We start from the raw sequence: 25,137 nt of genomic DNA, 5'->3' as shown, positions 1-25,137 counted from the left end.
TCGACACCTAACTTTCTAATATTATTTCATAGTCTTTTAATAAATCCCTATTTTTACTAGTTATTTCAATTGATTTTCCAGAATTTTGTAAAAGAGCTTTTATAAATTCTAAATAAATTTCTTCTATTTTCTCTTTTACAGAAGGTTTTGTAACTATTTTTACTTTTTTTATATCTTTTTCTTGTATTATATCTTTTAGCTCTTTTATTATATTTTCAACAATTGCTCTACTTCCTTTTATTTTACCAGTTCCCTTACACATAGGACATTCATCTTGAAAATAATAGCTAAGTGGTTTTCCTAATCTTTTTCTCGTCATCTCAACTAATCCTAAATCAGTAAAATGAATTATATTAGTTTTAACTCTATCTTTCACTAAATTCTCTTCTAAAACCTTTAGTACTTTTTCTTTATCTTCTTCAATTTTCATATCGATAAAGTCTATTATTATTATACCACTTAAATTTCTTATTCTAAGTTGTCTTGCTATCTCTTCTGCTGCTTCTATATTTGTTTTAACAACAGTTTCTTCTAAGCTCATACTTCCAATATTCTTACCAGTATTAACATCTATACTTACTAATGCTTCTGTTTTTTCAATTACAATAGATCCTCCACACTCTAACATAGTAGTAGTTTCTAAAGATTTTTCTATCTCTTTTTGAATTCCATATTTATAGAAAATCTCCTCTTTTTCAGAGTATAATTTTATTTTCATTTTAGGTATACCTTCAGTAAAAGCTCTTACATAGTCTATTATCTCCCAATAAACCTCTTCATTATCAACAATTATTTCATCTATATCATTACCTATGATATCTCTTAATACTTTGCTTACAATACCATTATCTTTATATAAAAGATCACCTATTTTTGATTGTTTTATTTTAACCTCTATTTCTTCCCATTTTTTAATTAAATATTGCAATTCTTTTTCAAAGTGATAAATACTTTTTCCTTCTGCTGCTGTTCTTATAATAACTCCCATTCCTTCAGGAACTATTTCTGTAAATAATTTTTCTAACCTTTCTCTTTCTACTTCATTTTTTATTTTTTTAGAAATGGCGATATGATTATTATTTGGCATCAACACTAAAAACTTTCCAGGAATTGTATAGTGAGTAGTTACTCTAGCACCTTTACTTCCTCTTGGATCACTTAAAACTTGAACTACTACATCATCACCAACATTTAGAAGTTCATCAATTGGCTTTACACTATTTGCTATTCCTATTAAATATTTCTCTTCAAAATCTCTCAAATCCTTAACATACAAAAATCCATTTTTTTCAAGTCCTATATTGACAAAAGCTGATTCCATCCCAGGTAAAACATTGGCAACCTTTCCTTTATATATATTACCGTTTAATGTCCCTTCTCCCTCTCTTTCAATATGAACTTCCATAACTTTTCCATTCTCTAAAACTGCTGCTCTTGTTTTAAATTTATTGGTATTTATTATTACTTGGTTCATCTATCTCTCCCCTAAGAACCTGTTTCCACGAGTAAATCTTTTCATTGACTTTAATTGCATCTATCTTCATTGTATTATTTATTTTAATCTTTAGATTCTTTCCTAATTTTTCTCTATTAATTTTATTTATTCCTACAATTTTGGAAACATTCCGTTCATTTGTTTCTACTTCTAACTTTTCCTCTATATCATTTATTTTTTTTAGAAAATCATAATATATTTCACCAACTACTAATTCACGAAAAGCTGGATGGAATGGTCCCCCTAAGACATTCTCATTATCATTTAATTCTTCAGTTGGTTGCAATCCAACTCTAACAATATTTATATTATTATAATCTAAAAGTGAGTATATTTTTTTACATCTTTTTATTGCTTCGTTTAGTGATAAAGGAATATATCTTCCCTTTTTAAACATGTCTGCCATTTCAGTTTCTTTTATAACTAATGTTGGATATATTCTAGCTATATCAGGTTTTAATTCAACTGTTTTTATTGCACTTAAAAAATCACTTTCATCACTAGATCCAGGTAATCCTAACATAAGTTGTATCCCTAATTCAATACCTGCTTCTTTTATTAATCGTGAAGCTATATATACTTTCTCCATCGGATAAAATCTATGTGTTTGAATTAATACTTGTTCATCTAACGATTGAACTCCTAACTCTACAGTAGTTACTCCATATTTTTTTAGCATATCTACTATCTCTTTATTTATATAATCTGGTCTTGTAGATAACCTTATTCCATCAACAAAACCTTTTTTTATATATTCATAAACTACAGCTAGATATTCCTCTTGCAATTTTATAGAAATTCCTGTAAAAGTTCCACCAAAAAAAGCCACCTCTTTCTTGGATTTTTTTGGAAGAGTTTTTAAGTATGTTTCAATTATACTTTTTATATCTTCTGTAGTTACATCTGTTTCTCTACCATTAATTTTTTTTTGATTACAGAAAACACAATCATTTGGACATCCAAAATGACTTATAAAAATTGGAATATTATAGTGTTTCATAAAGTTTTACTCCCAAATTTTTGCAGATATCTTTTGCTGCTGATTGTTCTGCACTTTTTTTATTTTTTCCTTTTCCATATCCTTTTAAATCATCTTTTATAATTGCAACAACCTCAAAAACTTTTAAATGATCTGGTCCCACTTCGCTTACTACTTGATACGTTGGGATTATCTTATATTCTTTCTGACTGTACTCCTGCAATATTGTTTTAAAATCAAGTATATCTTCATTTTCATTTATATGTTCAATTGGATATTTTAAATATTTCATGGCTATATTTTTAGCTGTTACAAAATCTGAATCTAAATAGATTGCTCCTAATATAGCTTCAAAAACATCTCCTAATATCGAGTTTCTTTCTCTTCCACCTGTTAATTCTTCACCTTTACTTAGCATTAAATATTGACCAAAATCTAAATTTTTTGATATCTTTGCCAATACAGGCTCACTTACTACCATAGCTTTTAACTTTGCTAAATCTCCTTCCAAAGCATTTGGATAACTTTTATATAAATACTCTGTTACAATAAGATCTAGAACTGCGTCTCCTAGCAGTTCTAGTCTCTCATTATTTAACTTTCTGTATTTAGCGTGTTCATTACCAAAAGATCTATGGATAAGTGCATTTTTTAATAGTTCCTTATTATTAAAGGTATAACCTATTTTATCTTCTAATTCTAGATATGATTTTTTCACTTATCTTCTCCTTTTTTATTTATATTTTCTCATTGCTATTACAGCATTATGTCCACCAAATCCTAATGAACTTGACATTGCAACTTCAATCTCTCTTTTTACCATTTCATTCGGAGTATAGTTTAAATCTAATGTTGGATCTGGATTATCTAAGTTTATAGTAGGTGGTACTACCCCTTCTGCTATTGATAGAGCTAAAATTACTCCTTCAATTCCACCTGCTGCTCCTAATCCATGCCCTGTTGCACCTTTTGTTGAAGATATATTCATCTTATATGCTGCTTCACCGAAAGCATCTTTTATTGCAGCAGTTTCATTTCTATCATTAGCTGGTGTTGATGTTCCATGAGCGTTAATATATCCAACTTCTTCAGGTTTTATATTTCCCTCTTCCATAGCCATAACAAATGCTCTTGTTGCTCCTTCTCCACCTTCTGCTGGAGATGTTATGTGATAAGCATCGCAAGTTTCACCGTATCCTACTACTTCTGCATATATTTTTGCTCCTCTTGCTTTTGCTGATTCTAACTCTTCTAAAATAAGAATTCCTGCTCCCTCTCCCATAACAAATCCGTCTCTATCTGCTGTAAAAGGTCTTGAAGCTTTTTGTGGCTCATCATTTCTAGTCGATAAAGCTTTCATATTTGCAAAAGCATTTATAGCAAACTTTGTTATACAAGCTTCTGTTCCACCTGTAATCATTGCATCTGTTCTTCCTGATTTTATCATCTCATAAGAATCACCAATTGAGTGAGTTCCTGCCGCACATGCTGTTACTACAGCCTTATTAGGCCCTTTAGCTCCAAAATATATTCCTACATTTCCTGATGCCATGTTATTTATCATAGCTGGAATTGTAAATGGAGATATTCTTCTTGCTCCCTTTTCTAACATTGTTCCATATTGATCTTCAAAAATTTCTATTCCACCAATTCCTGACGATACAATTGTTCCAACTTTAGTTGCATTTTTTTCATCTATAACAAGACCTGAGTCCTCTAATGCCATTTTTGCAGCGGCAATTGCAAATTGTGTATTTCTAGCTAATTTTTTTACCTCTTTTTTTTCTATTCCAAACTCAGTTGGATCAAAGTCAGTAACCTCTCCTGCTATCTTAACAGCACTCTCTGTTGTATCAAAAGATTTAATCTCTTTTATTCCACATTTTCCAGCTTTTATAGCTTCCCAAGATTTTTCCGTCCCAGTTCCCAGTGAAGTTATTAAACCAACTCCTGTTACAACTACTCTTCTCATTATTTATCCACCTCTTTATTATTTTTCCAAAAAATATAACTAAAGGGGTACTTTCATACCCCTTTGAATTTATCTTACTTATTTGCCTCAATGTAGTTTACAACATCTTGAACAGTTTTAATTTTCTCTGCTTCTGTATCAGGAATCTCTACGTCGAACTCCTCTTCAAAAGCCATTATTAACTCAACAGTATCTAATGAATCTGCTCCTAAATCCTCTACGAAGTTTGCCTCTAAAGTTACTTGATCAGCGTCAACTCCTAATTGCTCTACAACTATTTCTCTTATTTTATCTAACATTTGTTTTCCTCCTAATTTTTAAATTATTTATATTAATATATTAGCAAATTTAATATATTTTTTCAAGTTTTATAATCTTTAAAAGACTAAGCTAAATCTGAAAGTTTTTCTACATTGATAACTTCAATCTCTTTATCAATTTTCTTTATTAAGCCATTCAATACTTTTCCTGGCCCAATCTCATATATAGTCGTCACTCCATTATCTTTTAAAGTCGTTATTGTATCTACCCATTTTACAGGTCCAAAACTTTGTCTGTATAACTCTTCTTTTAATTCCTCTACTGTTGTTATTTCTTTTGCTGTAGTATTAGCTATTAATGGTATCTCAGAATTTTTAAACTTAAACTCTTCTAAAGCTTCTTTTAGTATTTGTCCAGCTGGTTGCATTAAACTCGAGTGAAATGGTCCTGAAACAGCTAATTCCATAGCTCTTCTTGCTCCTGCTTCTTTTAAAGCAATACAAGCTTTTCCAATAGCTTCTTTTTCTCCAGCTATTACAGTTTGCTTTGGTTCATTGAAATTTACAGCTTCCACAACTCCGTCAATTTCTTTTAAAGTTTCAACTATTTTATCAGAATCAAGCCCTATTATTGCTGCCATTGTTCCTGAAACTTCTCCTGAAACTTTGCTCATAGCTCTTCCTCTTAAAGAAGTTAACTTTACTGTATCTTCCATTGATAAAAATCCAGCAGATCCTATTGCTGAGTATTCTCCTACTGAATGTCCTGCTACAAAATCTGGATTTATTCCTTTTGCTCTTAATAATTTTTCTAAAACTAAACTCATAGCGACTATTGCTGGTTGAGTATTTTTAGTATCTTTTAACTCTTCCTCAGTTCCTTCAAACATAACCGCTTTTAAATCAAAATCTAAATTAGAGAAGATCTTATCAAACTCCTTTTTAGCTATTTCGTTATTTTCATAAAGTTCTTTTCCCATTCCAACATACTGTGTACCTTGACCAGGAAAAACAAAAGCTATTTTACTCATCTTAACTCCTTTTTTATAAATAACATGTGTTTTTTAATATACCATATTATTTTTACTATGTCAATTTTAAATTTAATACGACCACTTTATAATCATTGATGCATATGTTAACCCTGCTCCAAATCCTGTTAAAGCAATTGTATCTCCTTTCTTAACAAGCCCTTTCTCTAGAGCTTCTCCTAAAGCTAATCCTATTGAAGCTGAAGAAGTATTTCCATATCTATTTAAATTTAAATAGAATTTTTCCATTGGAATTTCAAGTCTTTTTGAAGCTGCTTCAATTATTCTTACATTTGCTTGATGTGGAAATACCATGTCTATATCCTCTGCTTTTAAATTTGCACCCTCTAAAGCTTCTAATGTCGCTTTTGGAAGAGCTTTTACAGCAAACTTAAACACATCTTGCCCTTTCATTTGTAAAAAGTTAGATCTCTCATCTAAAACTTCTTGACTTAATGGTTTTCTAGTTCCACCTGCTGGTGTTCTTAAAGCCCCTTTTATATCGGCTTCAGCTCCTAAGAATTGAGATATCATTCCGTATCCATCTTCTACTTCTGCTACTACTGCTGCTGCTGCTCCGTCTCCAAATAAAACACAAGTATTTCTATCTTGCATATCTACACATTTCGAAAGAACTTCTGCTCCTATAACTAATATTTTTTTATTCATTCCTGATGATATAAGTCCTTTTGCCATTGTTAATGCATATACAAATCCACTACAAGCCGCATTTATATCAACTGCTGCTGCATTCACAGCTCCTATTAACTCTTGCACAACACAAGCTGTACTTTGAATTGGATAATCAGGTGTTGTTGTAGCTAAAATTATCATATCTATATCTTCTGCAGAGATTCCAGCTTTTTCTAAAGCTTTTTTCGATGCTTCTGCTCCAAGATCTGATGTAGCTTGATTTTCACTTGCAAACCTTCTTTCCTCTATTCCAGTTCTTGTTCTAATCCACTCATCTGATGTATCTATAATTTTTTCAAAATCAAAATTTGTCATTACATTTTCTGGAACATATGTTCCTAATCCTATTATACCTACATTTTTAAGCTTCATCGCTTCCTCCTTGGCTCTGTTTCATTACCTCTGTTAATCTATCTATAAATTTGTCTTCAGCAAACTTATTGGCAACTTTTAAAGCATTTTTTATTCCTCTAGCTGTTGAATTCCCGTGAGCTTTTATAGAGATTCCATTTATTCCTAAAAATAATGCTCCTCCATATTCAGAAGAATCCAATTTTCTTTTTAAATTTTTAAAAATAGGCTTTAGAAAAAGAGCTCCTATTTTTCCTAATAAACTTTTTTGAATTTCATCTTTTAATATAGAAAATATAAATTTAGCTGTACCTTCAGCTGTTTTCAAGACCATATTTCCTGTAAAACCATCAGTTACAACTACATCTACATCTCCGTCCATCATCTCTCTACTCTCTATATTTCCTATAAAGTTTATTTTATCATTATTTTTTAGAAGATTAAAGGCTTCTCTTGTTATTTCATTTCCTTTTCCCTCTTCCGTTCCAATATTGAGCAATCCAACTCTTGGATTATTTACTCCGAACATTTCTTCGTAATACAATGATCCCATTAATCCAAATTGGTTTATGAATTCAGGTCTACAATCTGCATTAGCTCCAACATCCATTAGAACTATATCTCTTTTTTTACTAGGAAATATTGTTGTTATGGCCGGTCTTAAAACTCCTTTTATTCTTCTTAGTTTCAATTGACTAGCACTAATTAGAGCTCCTGTATTACCAGCAGAAACTGACGCTTCTACATCTCCTGATTTTACTAGCTCTAACATTCTATTCATAGATGAATCTTTTTTTGTTTTTACAGCCGTCATTGGGTCATCTGTCATTTCTACCACTTCTCTAGCATCAAAGATCTCTATTCTATTTTTATCATATGTATACTTTTTTAATTCTTCTTCTATTTTTTCTTTTTTTCCAACTAAAACCACAGTTAAATTTTTTAGTTCATCTAAAGCCTGTACTGCTCCTTTTACTGTTTCAAAAGGTGCAAAATCTCCACCCATGGCATCTAAAGCGATTCTCATATTTTCTCCTCAATCAATATATAATTATTAAGTATTATATCATATTTTGGGAAATAAAAAAAAGCAAGATTTAACTATCCCGCTTTTTTTTATAAGATATTACTCTACTTCAGTAGCTAATACTTGCTTTCCGTTGTAATCTCCACATGCAAGACAAACTCTGTGCGGTCTTCTTGGTGCTCCACATTTGTCACAAGTAGCTAAAGTAGAACCTGTTAATGCGTGGTGAGATCTTCTCATGTTTTTCTTAGCTTTCGAAGTTTTCTTCTTAGGTACTGCCATCTTAGTTTCCCTCCTAATACATTCATATTTAAAAATTTAAAATTTTATGTCTAATAATTGCTGCCATCTTGGGTCAACATCTTCTTTAGAGTATTTCTCTACTTCAGAAGTATCCGAACACTCTGGAAGACATGCCTCATATTGTGACAAATCAAGTATTATATATTCTCTAACCAGATTTGAGATATTTATTTCGCTATTTACAGCTTCTTCAAAATGTTTGTCTCCAAACTCCTCTTCTGGCTTCAGACTAGACATATACTTAGAATATTCTTTCGGATCTAGATATTCTCCTTTAAATTCGCCTTGAATTAAAGGTTCTATTTCCGCCAAACATCTAACACACTCTAATCTTAGTACTGCTCTATAAGACCCTTCAACTACATAACTATTTCCCTCTTTATAGGCTTTTCCTTTTATAGTTACACCTTCTGGAGTGTCCATAGAATCCATAGTCTTTTCAACATAATCAAAGGCTACCTCTGATTCATTAATAATTTCACTAAGCTTGATTATCAATGTTATCCTCCTTATAATTACAATACCTTAATATTTTACTAGTTTTTTTAGAGGTTGTCAAGTAATTTTTCTTAACAACCCTTTATATTTTATACATTAAATAAAAACTCCATTAAGTCTCCATCTTTTACAATATATTCTTTTCCTTCTAGTCTTAGAACTCCAGCTTCCTGAGCTCCTTTCCATCCAGAATATTTTATGAAGTCTTCATATCCAACAACTTTTGCTCTGATAAATCCTCTTTCAAAATCTGTATGGATCTCTCCTGCTGCCTTTGGAGCTGTATCACCTATTTTTATAGTCCATGCTCTTACTTCTTTTACTCCTGCTGTAAAATAAGTTTGTAATCCTAGTAGTTTAAATCCTGCTCTTATCAATCTATTTAAACCTGGCTCTTCTACACCTAAAGCTTCTAAAAACTCTTTTTTATCTTCATCTTCCATCTCTTGAAGTTCTGATTCAACTTTTGCAGAAACCACTACAACTTCCGCTCCTAAATTCCCTGCATACTCTTTTACTTTCTCTACATATTCGTTTCCTGTAGCTAACTCATCTTCTGATACATTTGCTGCAAACATCATTGGTTTTTGTGTTAAAAGTTGGTATGTTCTCATTAACTCTTGTTCTTCAGGAGTTAATGCTAGTGTTCTTAACATTTTATACTCATCTAAATGAGCTTTACACTTTTCTAAAACTGGCATTAAAACTAACGCTTCTTTATTTTTTGCCTTGAATAATTTCGATTGTTTTTCTATAGCTTTTTCAATAGTCTCCATATCAGCTAAGATTAACTCTCCATTGATTATTTCAATATCTCTTATTGGATCTACGCTTCCACTTACGTGAATAATGTTTTCATCTTCAAAACATCTAACAACTTGGCAAATAGCAGCAGTAGTTCTAATATTTGATAGGAACTTATTTCCTAGTCCTTCTCCTTTTGCTGCTCCCTCAACTAAACCTGCAATATCAACAAATTCAACTGTTGCATGTTGAACTCTTTGGGGATTTATTATTTTTGATAACTCATCTAATCTTTGATCTGGAACTGTTACCATTCCTACGTTTGGTTCTATTGTACAGAACGGATAGTTTGCTGCTTCTGCCGCTCCAGCTTTTGTTATTGCGTTAAAAAGAGTTGACTTTCCAACATTTGGAAGTCCTACTATTCCTATACCTATCATTTTAGAGATTCCTCCTGAAATTTTATTTTACTTTAGATTTTACCATATATAAAACCTTTTGTAAATAAAAAAACCCTCACTTTATTTAGTAAGGGTTTTAATTTTTAAGCTTTTTCACCTACACAATTTTCTACAGTTGCCTTTTTTAATCTTACTTTTGGTTCACTTGGTAATCCAAATCTTGGAATAAATCTATCTAATCCTGTTAATGTTGCTATTAAAATTGTTGATACTGCTATTAATGCTAAGAAATTGAATTTGATTATATCCATTGCACTAAATTTATACAATGGATAAACAGCTTGAGCTATTCCTAAATAAAATCCTATATATACATGCCATGGAATTAGTTGTGATCCAAACACTCCTAGAGCATCACTAAATGTTGCATTTCTAAGTCTTAGTGTCTCAATATCCTCTGGTGATCCTTCAACATTTTTCTCAACAATCTCTCTTATAATTGGTCCCATAGTAACTATTTGAGCCATCTCATCTGCTAAACCGGCATTTCCTAATATCGATAATACTCCATTACAAAACATAAGTTGTCTTACATTTTTTGATACTGCAACCACTATATTTGATAAAGGTCTGAAAGCATCCATAAGCTTCATAATTCCGCCAAATGCAGCAACCCACATCATCATTACAATTACCCAAGATCCTGCACCCTCAAATCCTGAATATAGTAGATTTAAAAATGCTCCTGTGTTTTCAACTGTTCCTGCAAACATACCTAATATATATGCTGCAAATATACCTATAAACAAACATAAAAGTGTTGTTAATCCTCTAAACGCTGCTATTAAAACAAGAATTAAAGGTATTATCATATAAGTTGGCACACCTGTTTTAACTTGGTTTAATAATGTTACCGCCGATTCTCTTTTTTCTGCTAGCACTGTCCAAACTTCTTCAGGTATTTGTCCTATAGCTGTTGCTGCATCTCCTGTAGTTGTAGGTAATCCCATCACAACTCCTGCTATATAAAATGCCACTATTCCTAAAATTAAAACCATTCCAGACCAATATCCTTGGTGTCTTATTCTCTTTATTACTTCAACTTTTTGAATTCCAGAACTTACTATTGTTGTATCTGATATAAGTCCTATGTTATCTCCAAAACATGCTCCACCAGCTATCGCTCCTACTGTTAAAGCAATGTTTCCTCCTACAATATGGTTAAGCCATAAAAATATAGGTGCACAAGCAGCAAATGTTCCCCAGCTTGTTCCTGTTGCTATAGATAAAACTGATGTCACAACAATTCCAACAACTGCAACTGTTCTTCCTGTTAAACCTACATTTAATGCTAAATTTATTATTGATGCTCCAACTCCTGTGGACATAAATACTTCAGCCATAGCATATGCAACCATTAATATAAAGAATGCTACTTGCATCTCTTTTGCGTTATTTATAACTGCTTCTATTATATCATTTACTTTTTTCTTTTCTACAACCCCTGCAACTAATGCTGCGTATACTGTTGCTATTGGGGCAGCAATTAATGCATCATATCCCATAAACATTAACATTGCCAATACTGCAACTGGACTTAATTTTAATAGTTCTGTTATTCTGTTCATCCTAAAACCTCCAAGTTTAATTTTATTAGTTTAGTTTCACTGAAATTTTAGGTAAAAAAAACTACCGTATAAAAAATACGGTAGCTAATCTGCAAAATATATCACAAATTTTGGATAGCACAACACCAGAGTCCATCTGATGACAGTCATGTGAATTTTTTTCACATGCCCAATAAAGATTTTTGACACAATCTTTATTTCGGCGAATTCCCCTTTCTCTCAACTTCACAGCTCTGTCTAGCTCCATTGAGTTACTCTTGTTATTCGCAACCTCTACCTAAATATTAAATTTTCGAAACTTTAAATTATAGTATCATTATTTGTTTTCTCTGTCAATTATTTTTTTATTAAAGAAACACCGTTCATTTCAGCAGGTTTCTCAATATGTAATATTTCTAGCATTGTTGGAGCCACATCAGCTAACTTTCCGTGGTTTAATTCTCCTTTAAAATTATTAGAAACATATACAAATGGTACTTCATTTGTTGTATGCGCAGTAAACGCTTCATTAGTTACTGGATCCACCATTTTTTCTGCATTCCCATGGTCAGCTGTTATTAATACTGTTCCATCTAACTCTAGTACTTTATTAACAATTTCTCCCACACCTTTATCAACAGCTTTTATCGCTTTTACAGCTGCATCAAATACACCAGTGTGTCCTACCATATCAGGGTTAGCAAAGTTCATTACAATAACATCAAACTTATCAGAATCTAAAGCTTCTAAAACTTTCTTTGTTAATTCTGGAGCTGACATTTCTGGTTGTAAATCATATGTTGCAACTTTTGGAGATGCAACTAATATTCTTTCTTCACCTTTAAATTCAGTTTCTTTTCCTCCATTAAAGAAGAAAGTAACGTGTGCATATTTTTCAGTTTCAGCTGTTCTTAACTGAGTTAAGTTGTGGTTAGATATAACTTCTCCTAAAGTGTTAGTTATGTCTTTATCTGTATAAATAATTTCTGCATCTATAGTCGAATCATACTGTCTCATGCAGTAGTATTTAGGCTCTAAATATTCTCTTTGGAATCCTTTAAAATCTTTATCTGTTAAAGCTCTTGTTATTTGTCTAGCTCTATCTGGTCTATAGTTGAAGTTTATTACAACATCCCCTTTTTTAACCTCTCCTGATTTTGTTAATAAAACTGGTTTTATAAACTCATCAGTTATCTTTTCAGCATATGAATCTTCTATAATCTGCTCTGGAGTTTTTTCAGTCACTTCAACTTTTCCTACTATAGCATCATAAGCCTTTTCTGTTCTATCCCAGTTAGTATCTCTATCCATTGAAAAGTATCTTCCAGAAATAGTAGCAATTTCTCCTACCCCTATCTCTTTTATTTTCTCTTCTAATTTTTTTATAAACTCTAATCCTGAAGTAGGAGCAGTATCTCTTCCATCCATAAATGCATGGATATACACTTTTGTTAATCCTGTTCTTTTTGCCATCTCTAATAATCCAAATAGGTGATTAATATGAGAGTGAACTCCTCCATCTGATAAAAGTCCCATGAAGTGAATTGCTTTATCATTATTTTTAGCATAGTTAAATGCTTCTACAACTTTAGCTTTTTCAAAAAATTCTCCATCTCTAATCTCTTTTGTAATTTCTACTAGAGGTTGATAAATAACTCTTCCAGCACCTAAATTTAAGTGTCCTACTTCTGAGTTACCCATTTGCCCTTCTGGTAATCCCACAGCTTCTCCTGATGCTTTTATCAATGTATGTGGATAAGTATTAAATAATCTTTCAAAATTTTCTGGTTTCGCTTCTGCTATAGCATTTTTTTCTGCTGCATTTGGGTTGTATCCCCACCCATCAAGAACCATTAACATTAAAGGTTTTTTAGCCATTTTTAAGCCTCCTAATTTTTTATTATTTCGCTCCTGCTTTTATAACTTGAATAAATGTAGGTGCATCTAACGAAGCTCCTCCAACAAGTCCTCCATCTATATCTTCCATAGCTAATAACTCTGCTGCATTTTTAGCATTCATTGATCCACCATATTGGATTGTAATCTCTGCTGCTGCTTCTGCACCGAACATAGCTGCTAAAACATCTCTTATTTCTTTATGAGTCTCTTCTGCCATCTCAGGTGTAGCTGTTTTTCCAGTTCCTATAGCCCATACTGGCTCATATGCTACAATAACTTTAACTGCCTCTTCAGGTGTTAATCCTGCTAATCCTTCTCTAATTTGCTTTTCGTTTACTTCAGATGTTTTTCCTGATTCTCTTTCCTCTAATTTTTCTCCAATACATAGAATTGGGATTAAGTCGTGAGCTAAAGCTGCCTTTACCTTTTCATTAATGAAAGCATTTGTTTCATGGAAATACTCTCTTCTTTCTGAGTGACCTAATATAACATATTTTACTCCAATCTCTTTTAACATAACTGGCGATACTTCTCCAGTGTACGCTCCTGAATCTTTTGGATGCATATTTTGTGCAGCTATTGCAACATTTGATCCCTCTACAGTTTTTACAGCCGATTCTAAAGCTGTGAATGGAGCTCCAATTACAATTTCTACTCCTTCTACACCATTTGTTAATTCTTTTAACTCTGATAATGTAGCTTTTGTCTCTGCTACTGTTTTATTCATTTTCCAGTTTCCTGCGATTATTGTTTTTCTCATTGATTTCTCCCTCCAAAACTTTTATTAATTTTAATTTTATAATAACATAATTTTTTCCTTTTTAACACGCACCATATTGTCTATATTTTCATCCTATTTTGAGTACTTTTTTCTCTAATTCAAGAATTTCTTTCTACTTTCTTCTTTTAAAACTTCTTTCAAATAGTCTTTAGAATTTATAAGTAAGTCTTCAACTAAAGGAACTATAGCTCCTTCTAAAATTTCTAAAAGTTCTACAAAATCCTCTTTTTTAAAGGCCTCAAAAGCTTCTTCTGCATATTTTTTAAACTCTTGTGCGTAATCATTATAATCTGTATATATAAGATCAATCGCTGTAGCTTCCTTTAAAGATAAGACTATTCCTAATACCCATTCAACAAAGCTTACCATCTCTATTATCTTTGTCAAATCTTGAACATCTTCTTCTAGCTCATCAAAATTTTCAAAAAATCTTTCTGTATATGGCTCTAAAAGATACAATGATTCTATTAAAATCTCTCTATGAGATCGAGTTGTCAATTCTAAAACTTTAACCTTTTTATTCAATGGTAATGATTTCCCATCTACCATTTCTCCATCTAGTTTCAATTCAACAATTACTTCCCCATGTTTTATTACATTGGCCTCTATCTTTTCTAGAACATTTAATAACTTAGTATTTTTTATTCCAATATTTATTTTTTCTCCATTTATAAAAATCTCCATTTCCACCCATCCTTAATTCAGTCATTTAAAATATTCTCTAACTACAGTTAATGTAAAAAAAACTACTTTTTCTGCTTTTTGATTTTCTAACAGTTCATTTTCTAACTCTTTTATTGTTGTTCCTGTAGTGACAATATCATCAACTATTAATATTTTTTTTTGAGAATAATCACTTCTTATTTTAAAAGCATTTTTTATATTTTTTTCTCTTTCAATATGATTTTTTATCTTATACATATATTTTGTATTTTTAACTCTTTCAATACTCTCAAATTTTATATTCGCTGATTTTAGAATTTCATCAACTTGATTATATCCTCTTTCTAAGAATCTTTTCTTGTTTATTGGAACAGATATTATCGTGTCTATTTGTTCTTTCATCACTATACTGTCTATCGAAGTTTTAATATACTTACTTAGACTTTTTGAAACCCCTTTTCTGTTTTTAAATTTCAAATCAAATATTATTTTTTTTACATCTGTATAATAATATAAATAATACAAATTTTTTCTTTGCTTTAGAGTACTCATTTTTTCAAGTTTTATCCTACATTTGCAACATAAGTAGTCTTCAGTCTCAAGATGACAATTACATAAAGAACAGGTATTATCAAATAAAAATAATCTAAGGAGTCGCTTTAGCATACCGCTTTCCTTTTTTACTTTTTGCAAATTCCTTATCAACTATTTTAGCTGAGTAAAACTCAGTATAGCCACACTCTACACAAGTTTTTACATAATAAGTTCCTATCTCTATCTTTAATCCAGGGCTTTTTTCTGGTATTACTGCAGTTTTGACTATGTATCTATCACTTCCACATTTTAAACATCTATATTCCAAGTTCATCACCCCAAAAAATATTCTTAATCCAATCTAAATCTTCTCTAAAAAAAACTATTGCATCAAAACGTATTTTTTCATTTTCTAACCTATTTTTTCTTATAAACTCTTTTGCTGTTATATATATTTTATTCCTTTTTTTTCTATCTATTGCCTCTTGTGGCAAACCAAAATAATCGTTTTTTCTATATTTAACTTCAAAAAAAACAAGGGTATTATCATCATAGCCAATTATGTCTATTTCACCGAAGGAACCTTGAAAATTCATATCTAATATTTTTACACCAATACTTTCTAAAAATTTTTTACCTTTCTCTTCATATTCTTTACCCTTGCTTCTTTTATTCATCATTTTACTCTCCTAAAATTTTCTTTAAGAAACTTTTTCTGTGAATTCCTTCTATAGGTCCTTTTGTTATTATAATTTCACGATGTAATTTAGTTCCATATCCTTTATGCTTTTCAAAAACATATTCTGGATAATCTTTTGCTATATCTAACATTATTCTATCTCTAGTCACTTTAGCAATTATAGATGCTGCTGCTATAGATAAACTTTTAGAATCACCTTTAATTATAGGTAGCTGTTCTCCAGAATATTCTCTAATTTTATGATTTCCATCCACTAATACTCTTTCAAAAAATATTTTTTCATCTTCTATTTGAGCAAGGGCTCTTCTCATTGCTAAAAAAGTTGCATTCAATATATTTACATTGTCTATTTCTTCTACAGTAGCTATTCCTATTCCTATATAAAAATGTTCTTTAATAATTTCAAACAGTTCTTCTCTTGATTTTTCAGACAACTTTTTAGAATCATTTATTTTATTTAGTTTTTCATCAAAACTTTTTAACTTAGCTACAGCTGCTACAACTGGTCCAGCTAAAGGACCTCTTCCTGCTTCATCAACCCCAACTATTTTTCCATTTTCTAAATCAAAAATGTACATTTCATTTTTTATTTTCATTTTATCTCCACTATTCATAATTTCTACCTATTTTTTTTTAGTTTTCCTTTATTTATATAGTCTATAAATCTTATTTAAATCCAGCTTTAATTTTTTAGCAATTATTTTAAAATCCTCTTTTAATTGACCTAAAATTACTAATTCTTTATTTGTTATTGGATGGTTAAATTTTAAGTAATAAGAATGAAGCATCTGTCGCTTAGCAACTTCTGAAGTATTACCATATACAGAATCTCCTAAAATAGGGTGATTTAAACTTTTCATATGTACTCTTATCTGATGAGTTCTTCCTGTTTCTATACCCACATCAACTAACGAAAATCCAGGCACACTATCTACCACTTCATAATTTGTTATGGCTATCTTTCCATTATCATCAACAACAGCCATTTTTTTTCTATCTTTTGGATCTCTCCCTATTAAAGTTTCTATTCTTCCACTTGAACTTTTAAAATTCCCCTTACATATGCAAACATATCTTTTTTCAATAGTTTTTTCTTTAAACATGTCTGTTAGTTTTACATGTGCTATATCATTTTTAGCAATTACAATCAATCCACTAGTATCTTTATCTAGTCTATGAACAATCCCCGGTCTTATTACACCATTTATTGTAGATAAATCTTTTATATGATAAAGTACTGCATTTACAAGAGTTCCTGTATAATAACCTTGAGCTGGGTGAACTATTACTCCAGCATCTTTATTTATAATTACTAAATCTTTATCTTCATATACAATTTCTATCGGTAAATTTTCTGGTAAAACTTCTAAAAGTTCATCCTCTGGAATTTTTACAATTATTTTCTCTTTTCCTTTTAATTTATTTCCACTTTTTGTTTTAGATTTATTATCTATAACTACATTTTCATTATCTATTAGTTTTTGAATATAGCTTCTTGTTGCATCTTCAAAATTTTCACTTAAAAAGCTGTCCAATCGCTTTCCTTTGTCCTCATCTTTTACAATTATCTCTATAATTTCTTTATATTTCTCCATACGTCACATCCTAATTTAACTCTATACTTTCTAGATAAAATTATATCATAAGTTATTTTCTATTACAAAATTATTACTCAAAAAAAAAAGAAATTGAAATTTTTTGAGTATATATGTTACAGAATGGTGAAGAAATATTAATTCCATTTTTAATTTAAGGAGATTAATTAAGACGAGGAGGTTATTTTTATGAAAAAATTAACACTTTTAGCATGTTCTTTATTTGCTTTTGCTGCTGTAGCACAAGCGAAAGAGGTTGCTGCTCCTGTTACAAGTTCTAAAGAGGTTGTAGCTGAGCCAGTTGTAATCGAGGAGGTAGTTGTAGCTCCAGTTGTTGAAAACCCTTGGGGATTCATTAACTTAAGAGCTGGATGGGATTTCTGGAGTGAATATGGAAACTTTAACAGACATGAAGCTTATGATACTGATCTTTCTAAAAAAACTAAAGACTTTGGTGGAGAATTAGCTATTGAAGCTTACAAGTCTTGGGACTATTTCGATCTAGGTCTTGGAGTTGCTTATCAACATCACATGAAGAGAAAATCTTCTAATGGTGTTTCTGGAGGAGAATTCTCTTCAGTTCCTTTATATGTAACTGGTAGATATGATATCAATTACTGGGATTGGGCTGCTACTCCATATATCAAAGCTAATGTTGGTTACTCATTTAACTTTGACTCAAAGAGTGTAAATACTCCTGATAGAGACTGGGGAACTAAAGTTGACGATGGATTATATTGGGCAGCTGGTGTTGGAGTTCAATACGAAGACTTTAACGTAGATGTTTTATATGGTGCTAACTATGCTAAAACTAAAGTTGACGGAAATAATGGTAGCGATAAATTTGATAACGACTACGAGAGAGTTACTCTTTCAGTTGGTTACAGATTTAATATCTGGTAGAAAGCATTTTAAATATAGAAAAGGAGATAACTGTTTAGTTATCTCCTTTTTAATTTATTTATAAGTTACAACTCTTGTATCATCTAATACTCTAAATGTAAATGTTTCTGTAACAAATAATTCTACCTCTTCATTTGTATGCCCTTGATATCCTAAAGAAAAGTCCTCTCCTAAAATAAGTTCTATATTTTCATTATCATATGGCACTAATAAAGCTCCAGTTATATTATTTGAAACTATTATTGGCATCCCTAAAATCTTTTCTAATCTTTTCGCTAAAGAGTCATTTAAATTAACCATATTTAAATATATAAATTTTTCAAGTCCAACAACTAACGCATATGGACCTTTACTAAATCCTGTATTTCTAAGCTTCGAAACTCCATACATTAAGTTCTTTATTGTTTCTGGCTCTGTTTTTCCAAAATCAATTGTTTGTTTATCATCTTTAAAAAGACCAAGAATACAAGCTTCATCCAATCCAAAATAAATTGCTTCCTCTTCAAATTTCGCTGCTTTTTTTAAAGCTTCATCTAAACTAGTATAATCTATATCTCTTGCTCCTCTTTCATAGTTATCAAGTTCCCATCTACTTAACTTAAAAGTTATTCTATTTTCTACAAAAGGTTGTGTTTGATATACTCCGTAGCTTAGATCATCTTTTTTATGAATTGCTAATCTTCCCGTGTTAACTCCACCTTTTTCTTTTCCTATAGGTCCAGTTACTCTAACAAATCTTCTTGCTGATAATTGAGTTGTTAAAACCTCTCTAGCTCTATCTTCAATTTCTTTCCACACATGCTCACTTATTGGTGCTAACTCTTTTTTTAAAAAATCCATATTATTTCCTCCTTATCCCTTTAATGAACCTATATTTAATGATTTTACATTATTTCCTTGTTTGTTAGTTTGAGGCATTTCTTCTGCTCCATTTCGTCCCATTAATTGAGCTTCTATACCTACAATTTTACCCTGTCTAAATATGTAATCTTCCATCTCTTTTCCAAATTCAAATTGATTTCTTCTTAACCATTCTACAATCATAACTGCATGTTCCATCTCTTCATTTCTATTATGAATCATAACTTCTTTTAACTCGGGGTCCACTGCCATTTCAGCTCTTTGATTATAGTCATCTACAGCTTGTAACTCCTCTTTCAAGCTCTGAATCGCATAATCTAAATCTGTAGCTTTTTTGCTTATTCCATTTAACATAAAAACACCTCCACTTGATAAAAATACTCCTAATGTTTACTACATTTTTTTTGAGCTTTTCCTTCTTTAAATTTTATTTTTAAATTTATAATTCAAATAGGAACTATATTTTGGAAAAATTGAAATATAGATAACTGCATTTTTTTCTGATATCATAATATTATAGTATTGTTTTTTGTTTTAAAAAAACAAGGTTCTTTTAAAAGTTTAGCTTTTTTATTTTTTTTATTTAATTTTTAGAAAGGTCGGGGGACATAACTATGATTGAAAAAGAAGATATAATTTTAGCACAAAACGGAGACGAAGAATCAATTGAAAAAATCATCAAAGAATATCAAGGTGCAATCTATAAAAATAATCGTTCATTCTTTCTAAAAGGTGGAGATAGTGACGATTTGATGCAAGAGGGATTTATAGGACTTATCAAGGCTATAAAATCTTATGACGAAACACGAAACGCATGTTTTAGCACTTTTGCTAATCTTTGTATCAGAAGACAGATGATTACAGCTGTTAAAAATCATAACTCTGATAAATACAAAAACTTAAATTTAGCTATGCAAGGAGAAGGCTATTCAAATCATGAAGAAACCATCCATTATAGAAGACCTTCTTTAGGTTTTTATTCTCCTGAAGATATTTTCTTAGGAAAAGAGTTAGTTAACTTATTAGGTGATTTTCTAGAGAAAAATTTAAGTAGTTTAGAAAAAAAAGTTTTTGCATACTTATGTAAAGAGTATACTTATGTTGAGATTGCTGATTTTTTAAATGAACCTCCAAAAAAAATAGACAATACTATTCAAAGAATTAAGAAAAAAATCCTAATTTATTTAGGTTCTTACTCTAAATAAAAATAAGGAGAGGTAATACCTCTCCTTATTTTTATTAATATTGTTTCATCAATTCTTTTACTTTTGAAACAACTTCATCTTTATTAACTTCTACTGTTTCATTTGTTCTTCTAATTTTTAATTCAACAATACCTTCTGCGGCCTTCTTTCCAGCTACAATTTTAAATGGATATCCTATTAAATCTCCATCTTTAAATTTGAATCCTATTCTTTCATCTCTGTCATCTAATGCAACATCAATGTTAGCCTCTTGGAAATTCTTATAGATCTCTTCTGCTAAAGTCACTTGCTCTTCTGATTTCATATTTGCCGGTATTACTTCAACTACAAAAGGTGCAATTGCTGACGGCCAAATAATTCCATTTTCATCATTATTTTGCTCAATTGCTGACGCCATAGTTCTAGAAACTCCTATACCGTAACATCCCATTTCCATAACTTGACTCTTACCATTTTCATCTAAGAAAGTTGCATTTAATGCTTTTGAGTACTTATCACCTAATTTAAATATATGTCCACTTTCGATTCCTCTTGCACTTGCAAGTTCTCCACCACATTTTGGACACTTTTCCCCAACTACTACTGTTCTTACATCTGCAATTACTTCAGCTTCATAATCTTTTCCATAATTAACATTAATATAATGTGTATCTAATTTATTTCCACCTGCTGTGTGGTTAGATATTCCTACAATACTCTTATCTGCTATAACTTTTATTTTTGTTAGATCAGCACCAACTGGTCCTATAAATCCTTTTACTAATCCTAAATCCTCAATTTCTGAATCAGTCAATAATACAACATCTATTGTGTCAATTATATTTTTTAATTTAACTTCATTAACTTCAAAATCCCCTCTTATAAGAACCATATAAACATCATCTGTTACAACATCTTTATACATCATAGCTTTTACAGTTTGCTCTACAGGTACATTTAAGTATTCCACAACATCAACAATTTTTGATACATTTGGCGTATCTACTAATTTAATCTCTAATGCCTCTGTTTTTGGTAACTCAACTATTGTACTTGTTGCTGTTTCAACGTTTGCTGCATAGTCGCATGATGTACAGTAAATGATTTCGTCCTCTCCTGAATCTGCTAGTACATGGAACTCTTGTGATCCACTTCCACCAATTGCTCCTGAATCTGCTTCAACTGCTCTAAATTTAAGTCCGCATCTTTCAAATACTCTTGTATAAGCAGCCTTCATATTTTCAAATTCTTCATCTAAAGATTCTTTATTTGCATGGAATGAGTATGCATCCTTCATCATAAACTCTCTTCCTCTCATAAGTCCGAATCTAGGTCTTCTCTCATCTCTAAATTTAGTTTGAATTTGATATAAATTTAATGGTAAAGATTTATAAGATGATATATCATTTCTAATAATATCCGTTATTACCTCTTCGTGTGTTGGTCCTAATGCAAACTCTCTAGAGTGTCTATCTTGAATTCTCATCATTTCAGCACCCATTACATCCCATCTTCCACTTTCTTTCCAAAGCTCTGCTGGTTGTAATACTGGCATAAATATTTCTTGAGCTCCAGCTCTATCCATCTCTTCTCTTACAATATTTTCAACTTTCTTTAAAGCTTTTAAACCTAAAGGAAGGTATGTATAAACTCCACTTGCTAATCTTTTGATCATTCCAGATCTCAGTAATAGTTTATGACTTATTACTTCTGCCTCTTTAGGAGTTTCCTTAAGAGTTTTTACATAGTATTTACTTAATCTCATCTTATCCTCCACTTTTTTTAATTAATTTTACCTCATATTCTATCATAACATCTTTTACGAGGTCAAACTTTTGTTAAACTTTTCCTCTATATCCCATTTTAAAATTTCACTTTTAATTTTTCCTTCATTATCTTTTAAATAATCCATACATATATCTTTTACTAACTTTATTGTTTTTATATCATGGACAATATCTATAAACTTAAGATCACTTAGACCACTTTGTTTTACACCAAACATTTCTCCTGCTTTTCTAAGTCTCAAATCCTCTTCTGCAATTTTAAATCCATCTTCTGTACTTTCTAAAACTTTAAGTCTTGCAGCTGAGTTATCATTTTCTGTAGAAGATAATAGAAAACAATACGATTGATGTTGCCCTCTTCCAACTCTTCCTCTAAGCTGATGTAAAGTAGCTAATCCAAAACGTTCAGAATTTGTTATGACCATTATACTTGAGTTAGGAACATTCACCCCTACTTCAATTACTAACGTTGAAACCAAAATATCTAACTTATGATTTTTAAAAAGATGCATAATTTCATCCTTTTCTCTATTTTTCATTCTTCCATGCAAAATACCAACTCTATATCCTGGAAGATTCTTTAATACCTCTTGATAAAGCTCTTCTGTTGATTTAGCTGAAAGTTTATCACTTTCATCTATCAAAGATGCTACAAAATAAGCTTGCCTTCCCTCTTTTAATTTTTTATCTATGAAACTAAACATCTTTTCTTCATTTTCTTTCTCACTTATCCATTTAGTTTTAATAGGCTTCCTTCCTGGAGGCAGTTCATCTATAACTGCCACATCTAAATCTCCATAGATACTAAGTGCTAAAGATCTAGGAATTGGGGTAGCACTCATAACTATTAAATTAGCTAAAACCCCTTTATCTCTTAATCTTTTTCTTTGTAAAACACCAAATCTATGCTGTTCATCTATAACTATTAACCCTAGTTTAAAGAACTCTACACTTTCCTCTATTATAGCATGAGTACCTACTACAATATTAGTCTCCCCTGTTCTTATTCTCTCTAGAATTTCGCTTTTTCTTTTCCCTTTTACACTTCCAGTTAAAAGTTCAACTTTTATACCTAAACATTCTAAAGTTTCATAAATTGACAGATAATGTTGAGTTGCTAAAATCTCTGTAGGAGCCATTAGAACTCCTTGGTAACCATTTTCCACCATATATAGTAGCAGCAGAACTGCAACTATTGTTTTCCCACTCCCAACATCTCCTTGAATTAGATAATTTATAATTTTACCAGCATTTATTCCTTTATACACTTCTGTTATAACTCTCTTTTGAGCTGTTGTCAAAGAAAAAGGTAGATCTTTTAAAAATTTTGTGACTAAAGTTTTTTTTCCTTCTATATTATATATATTCTTATTATTCATATCTACTTCAAATCTTTTCTGAAGTATTCCCATTTCTAAAATAAGTAATTCCTCTATTGCAAAACGTCTTTTTGCCTCTTCTAAATTTCTTGGATTAGTTGGATAATGAATCTCTTTCAAAGCTTTTTTTCTATCCATCAATCTATATTTTTCTATGATTTCACTTGGAATATTTTCTTCAAATAAATTCAAGTAATCTTTTAAAGCTTCTTTTAATATCTTTCTTATATTATTTTGATTCAACTCTTTTATAGAGCTATATATTGGTAATATCTCTCCTTTATTTTCTTGCCCTTTATAAAGCTTAAACTCTGGATTTGTCATTTGAAAAGTGTATCCTCTTTTCACATTTCCTATAAATATATATTCTTCACCCATTTTTAAACTATTTCTTAAATACGGTCTTTGAAACCAAATCACTTCAAGAACTCCCGTTCCATCATTTATTGTGGCTTTTATCATTTTCATTCCTGTTCTTGTAGGAGGAGCAGAGATATTCATTATATTTCCTTTTAAAACAACATATTCATCTCCTCTTAATTCACCTATTTTCTTCAAATTTGTTCTATCATCATAAGCTCTTGGAAAATAATATATCAGTTCATAAAGGGTTTCTATATTTAATTTTTTTAGTTTAGAATAAGTTGCAGTAGAAACTCCTTTTAAGTTAAAGAGCTCTATCTCCTTATAAATATTTTTATATATCTCAATCACCACCTTTTTTTAATTATAACATACTTGTATATCCTTTTGTACACTTTATAATATGTTTTATATTTTTGTAATAAACACCCATAAAATAAGGAGTTGTGAAAAAAATATCTTCTCTTTTTTTGTAATTTTTGTTTGACATTTTTCATCTTTTAATATATTATTATTGTATAAAATTAATAGGCAAAGTAGAGGAAACTCTATGACGCAAAACTATAGGGTCTTTAAAATGACAGCCAGTTGCTATTACACTTTGGTTATCCAGAGTATAAATGCAACTGGCTTTTTTATTTTGAAAATTTTATGAAATTATGGGAGGGAATAAAATTATGAAAAAATTATTAACACTTTTATCTTTAACTATGGCTATGACAACTTTTGCAGCTCCACATGGAAATGAAGAAAAATCTGCTACTATGAATATTACTGCTACTGTTATTAGACCTCTTACTGTTGAAGTTGTAGATCATATGAACTTCGGAACTGTTATTCAAGGAAATAAAGTTACTGCTACAGGAAAGTATTTAATAAATGGAGAACCTGGTCAAAAGATAACTGTTACTACTACATTTCCTGAAAATTTATTTAATGTAGTCTCTAGATCAACTCTACCAATAGAATTAAATATGCCTATGCCTTTAACTGGATATGCTCTAGGAACAGATGGTGAACTCCCTTTAAATATCTATGGTAGTATCACTCCTAGTACAGAAACTGCTCCAGGAACTTACAAAGGACAAATTATAGCTAGAGTTCAATACCAATAATAAACAAATATC

The 25,137-nt window shown here is 30.6% G+C and carries 27 protein-coding genes and 2 riboswitches; of the genes, 3 read left to right on the top strand and 24 right to left on the bottom strand.

Annotation, left to right across the window (positions count from 1 at the left end):
- Positions 1-7: 7 nt before the first annotated feature.
- The 20 genes from NON08_RS07180 to NON08_RS07085 all read right to left on the bottom strand — a co-directional run bounded on the left by NON08_RS07180 (position 8) and on the right by NON08_RS07085 (position 17,533).
- The gene (locus NON08_RS07180; protein ID WP_256690780.1) at positions 8-1,474 is read right to left on the bottom strand and encodes an Rne/Rng family ribonuclease; all 1,467 of its coding nucleotides are present in this window, start codon (positions 1,472-1,474) and stop codon (positions 8-10) included.
- A complete protein-coding gene (locus NON08_RS07175; RefSeq protein WP_256690779.1) occupies positions 1,446-2,495 on the bottom strand; it encodes an elongator complex protein 3 in 1,050 nt (349 codons plus the stop codon). The genes NON08_RS07180 and NON08_RS07175 overlap by 29 nt, the downstream gene beginning before the upstream one ends.
- A complete protein-coding gene (gene rnc / locus NON08_RS07170; RefSeq protein WP_256690778.1) occupies positions 2,482-3,192 on the bottom strand; it encodes a ribonuclease III in 711 nt (236 codons plus the stop codon). Before rnc ends, NON08_RS07175 begins: the two co-directional genes overlap by 14 nt.
- A 15-nt stretch (positions 3,193-3,207) precedes the next feature.
- On the bottom strand, positions 3,208-4,446 hold the full coding sequence (gene fabF, locus NON08_RS07165; protein ID WP_256690777.1) for a beta-ketoacyl-ACP synthase II: 1,239 nt from the start codon (positions 4,444-4,446) through the stop codon (positions 3,208-3,210).
- Positions 4,447-4,520: 74 nt separating this feature from the next.
- Positions 4,521-4,745 carry an acyl carrier protein gene (gene acpP / locus NON08_RS07160; RefSeq protein ID WP_256690776.1) on the bottom strand — a complete coding sequence of 75 codons (225 nt, stop codon included), beginning with the start codon at positions 4,743-4,745 and terminating at the stop codon, positions 4,521-4,523.
- Between the two features lie 86 nt (positions 4,746-4,831).
- Positions 4,832-5,737 carry an ACP S-malonyltransferase gene (gene fabD / locus NON08_RS07155; protein WP_256690775.1) on the bottom strand — a complete coding sequence of 302 codons (906 nt, stop codon included), beginning with the start codon at positions 5,735-5,737 and terminating at the stop codon, positions 4,832-4,834.
- Positions 5,738-5,809: 72 nt separating this feature from the next.
- The gene (locus tag NON08_RS07150) at positions 5,810-6,802 is read right to left on the bottom strand and encodes a beta-ketoacyl-ACP synthase III (protein ID WP_256690774.1); all 993 of its coding nucleotides are present in this window, start codon (positions 6,800-6,802) and stop codon (positions 5,810-5,812) included.
- Complete coding sequence (gene plsX / locus NON08_RS07145; protein WP_256690773.1) at positions 6,792-7,808, bottom strand: phosphate acyltransferase PlsX; 1,017 nt, start codon at positions 7,806-7,808, stop codon at positions 6,792-6,794. Before plsX ends, NON08_RS07150 begins: the two co-directional genes overlap by 11 nt.
- A gap of 99 nt (positions 7,809-7,907) precedes the next feature.
- Entirely contained in the window at positions 7,908-8,090 is a 183-nt protein-coding gene (gene rpmF, locus NON08_RS07140) for a 50S ribosomal protein L32 (RefSeq protein WP_023051690.1), read from the bottom strand.
- A 36-nt stretch (positions 8,091-8,126) separates the two neighbouring features.
- Positions 8,127-8,609 (bottom strand): YceD family protein, encoded by a 483-nt coding sequence (locus NON08_RS07135; RefSeq protein ID WP_256690771.1) that lies wholly within the window; start codon positions 8,607-8,609, stop codon positions 8,127-8,129.
- 89 nt (positions 8,610-8,698) lie between these two features.
- A complete protein-coding gene (gene ychF, locus NON08_RS07130) occupies positions 8,699-9,793 on the bottom strand; it encodes a redox-regulated ATPase YchF (RefSeq protein ID WP_256690770.1) in 1,095 nt (364 codons plus the stop codon).
- A 104-nt stretch (positions 9,794-9,897) separates the two neighbouring features.
- A complete protein-coding gene (locus NON08_RS07125; RefSeq protein WP_256691233.1) occupies positions 9,898-11,373 on the bottom strand; it encodes a Na+/H+ antiporter NhaC family protein in 1,476 nt (491 codons plus the stop codon).
- Positions 11,374-11,489: 116 nt separating this feature from the next.
- Positions 11,490-11,666: riboswitch (Lysine riboswitch) on the bottom strand.
- Positions 11,667-11,718: 52 nt separating this feature from the next.
- The gene (gene gpmI, locus NON08_RS07120; protein ID WP_256690766.1) at positions 11,719-13,239 is read right to left on the bottom strand and encodes a 2,3-bisphosphoglycerate-independent phosphoglycerate mutase; all 1,521 of its coding nucleotides are present in this window, start codon (positions 13,237-13,239) and stop codon (positions 11,719-11,721) included.
- Positions 13,240-13,261: 22 nt separating this feature from the next.
- Positions 13,262-14,020: a triose-phosphate isomerase gene (tpiA, locus tag NON08_RS07115; RefSeq protein WP_256690765.1), complete on the bottom strand. Its 759-nt coding sequence runs from the start codon at positions 14,018-14,020 to the stop codon at positions 13,262-13,264.
- Between the two features lie 114 nt (positions 14,021-14,134).
- Positions 14,135-14,725 carry a hypothetical protein gene (locus NON08_RS07110; RefSeq protein ID WP_256690764.1) on the bottom strand — a complete coding sequence of 197 codons (591 nt, stop codon included), beginning with the start codon at positions 14,723-14,725 and terminating at the stop codon, positions 14,135-14,137.
- Between the two features lie 21 nt (positions 14,726-14,746).
- A complete protein-coding gene (locus NON08_RS07105; RefSeq protein ID WP_256690763.1) occupies positions 14,747-15,229 on the bottom strand; it encodes a ComF family protein in 483 nt (160 codons plus the stop codon).
- A gap of 121 nt (positions 15,230-15,350) precedes the next feature.
- The gene (locus tag NON08_RS07100; RefSeq protein WP_256691232.1) at positions 15,351-15,572 is read right to left on the bottom strand and encodes a zinc ribbon domain-containing protein; all 222 of its coding nucleotides are present in this window, start codon (positions 15,570-15,572) and stop codon (positions 15,351-15,353) included.
- Positions 15,556-15,918 carry a YraN family protein gene (locus NON08_RS07095; RefSeq protein WP_256690761.1) on the bottom strand — a complete coding sequence of 121 codons (363 nt, stop codon included), beginning with the start codon at positions 15,916-15,918 and terminating at the stop codon, positions 15,556-15,558. The genes NON08_RS07100 and NON08_RS07095 overlap by 17 nt, the downstream gene beginning before the upstream one ends.
- A gap of 1 nt (position 15,919) precedes the next feature.
- Positions 15,920-16,534 carry a ribonuclease HII gene (locus NON08_RS07090; protein ID WP_256690759.1) on the bottom strand — a complete coding sequence of 205 codons (615 nt, stop codon included), beginning with the start codon at positions 16,532-16,534 and terminating at the stop codon, positions 15,920-15,922.
- A gap of 48 nt (positions 16,535-16,582) precedes the next feature.
- Positions 16,583-17,533, bottom strand: a complete 951-nt coding sequence (locus NON08_RS07085; RefSeq protein ID WP_256690758.1) for an RluA family pseudouridine synthase — start codon at positions 17,531-17,533, stop codon at positions 16,583-16,585.
- Positions 17,534-17,722: 189 nt separating this feature from the next.
- On the opposite strand from NON08_RS07085, the gene NON08_RS07080 reads away from it, so the two are divergent.
- Complete coding sequence (locus NON08_RS07080) at positions 17,723-18,436, top strand: porin family protein (protein ID WP_256690757.1); 714 nt, start codon at positions 17,723-17,725, stop codon at positions 18,434-18,436.
- 54 nt (positions 18,437-18,490) lie between these two features.
- Here NON08_RS07080 and NON08_RS07075 read toward each other — a convergent pair whose 3' ends face one another.
- Both NON08_RS07075 and NON08_RS07070 read right to left on the bottom strand, forming a co-directional pair.
- On the bottom strand, positions 18,491-19,276 hold the full coding sequence (locus NON08_RS07075; protein ID WP_256690756.1) for a family 1 encapsulin nanocompartment shell protein: 786 nt from the start codon (positions 19,274-19,276) through the stop codon (positions 18,491-18,493).
- Positions 19,277-19,288: 12 nt separating this feature from the next.
- Positions 19,289-19,651 (bottom strand): hypothetical protein, encoded by a 363-nt coding sequence (locus tag NON08_RS07070; RefSeq protein ID WP_256690755.1) that lies wholly within the window; start codon positions 19,649-19,651, stop codon positions 19,289-19,291.
- Positions 19,652-19,911: 260 nt separating this feature from the next.
- Here NON08_RS07070 and NON08_RS07065 point away from each other — a divergent pair, with 260 nt between their 5' ends.
- The gene (locus NON08_RS07065) at positions 19,912-20,502 is read left to right on the top strand and encodes a sigma-70 family RNA polymerase sigma factor (RefSeq protein ID WP_256690754.1); all 591 of its coding nucleotides are present in this window, start codon (positions 19,912-19,914) and stop codon (positions 20,500-20,502) included.
- A gap of 34 nt (positions 20,503-20,536) precedes the next feature.
- On the opposite strand, the gene NON08_RS07060 is transcribed toward NON08_RS07065, so the two are convergent.
- Positions 20,537-22,246 carry a proline--tRNA ligase gene (locus tag NON08_RS07060; protein ID WP_256690752.1) on the bottom strand — a complete coding sequence of 570 codons (1,710 nt, stop codon included), beginning with the start codon at positions 22,244-22,246 and terminating at the stop codon, positions 20,537-20,539.
- Positions 22,247-22,300: 54 nt separating this feature from the next.
- Positions 22,301-24,361, bottom strand: coding sequence for an ATP-dependent DNA helicase RecG (gene recG / locus NON08_RS07055; RefSeq protein WP_256691231.1), 2,061 nt, complete (start codon positions 24,359-24,361; stop codon positions 22,301-22,303).
- Positions 24,362-24,530: 169 nt separating this feature from the next.
- Positions 24,531-24,606, top strand: a riboswitch (cyclic di-GMP riboswitch).
- Positions 24,607-24,687: 81 nt separating this feature from the next.
- Here recG and NON08_RS07050 point away from each other — a divergent pair.
- Complete coding sequence (locus NON08_RS07050) at positions 24,688-25,125, top strand: hypothetical protein (protein WP_256690751.1); 438 nt, start codon at positions 24,688-24,690, stop codon at positions 25,123-25,125.
- Positions 25,126-25,137 lie beyond the last annotated feature (12 nt).

It is taken from the genome of Cetobacterium sp. NK01 (assembly GCF_024506395.1).
Lineage (GTDB): Bacteria > Fusobacteriota > Fusobacteriia > Fusobacteriales > Fusobacteriaceae > Cetobacterium_A > Cetobacterium_A somerae_A.
The sequence above is the reverse complement of the archived record's forward strand: the minus strand, read 5'-3'. Positions and strand labels throughout refer to the sequence as shown.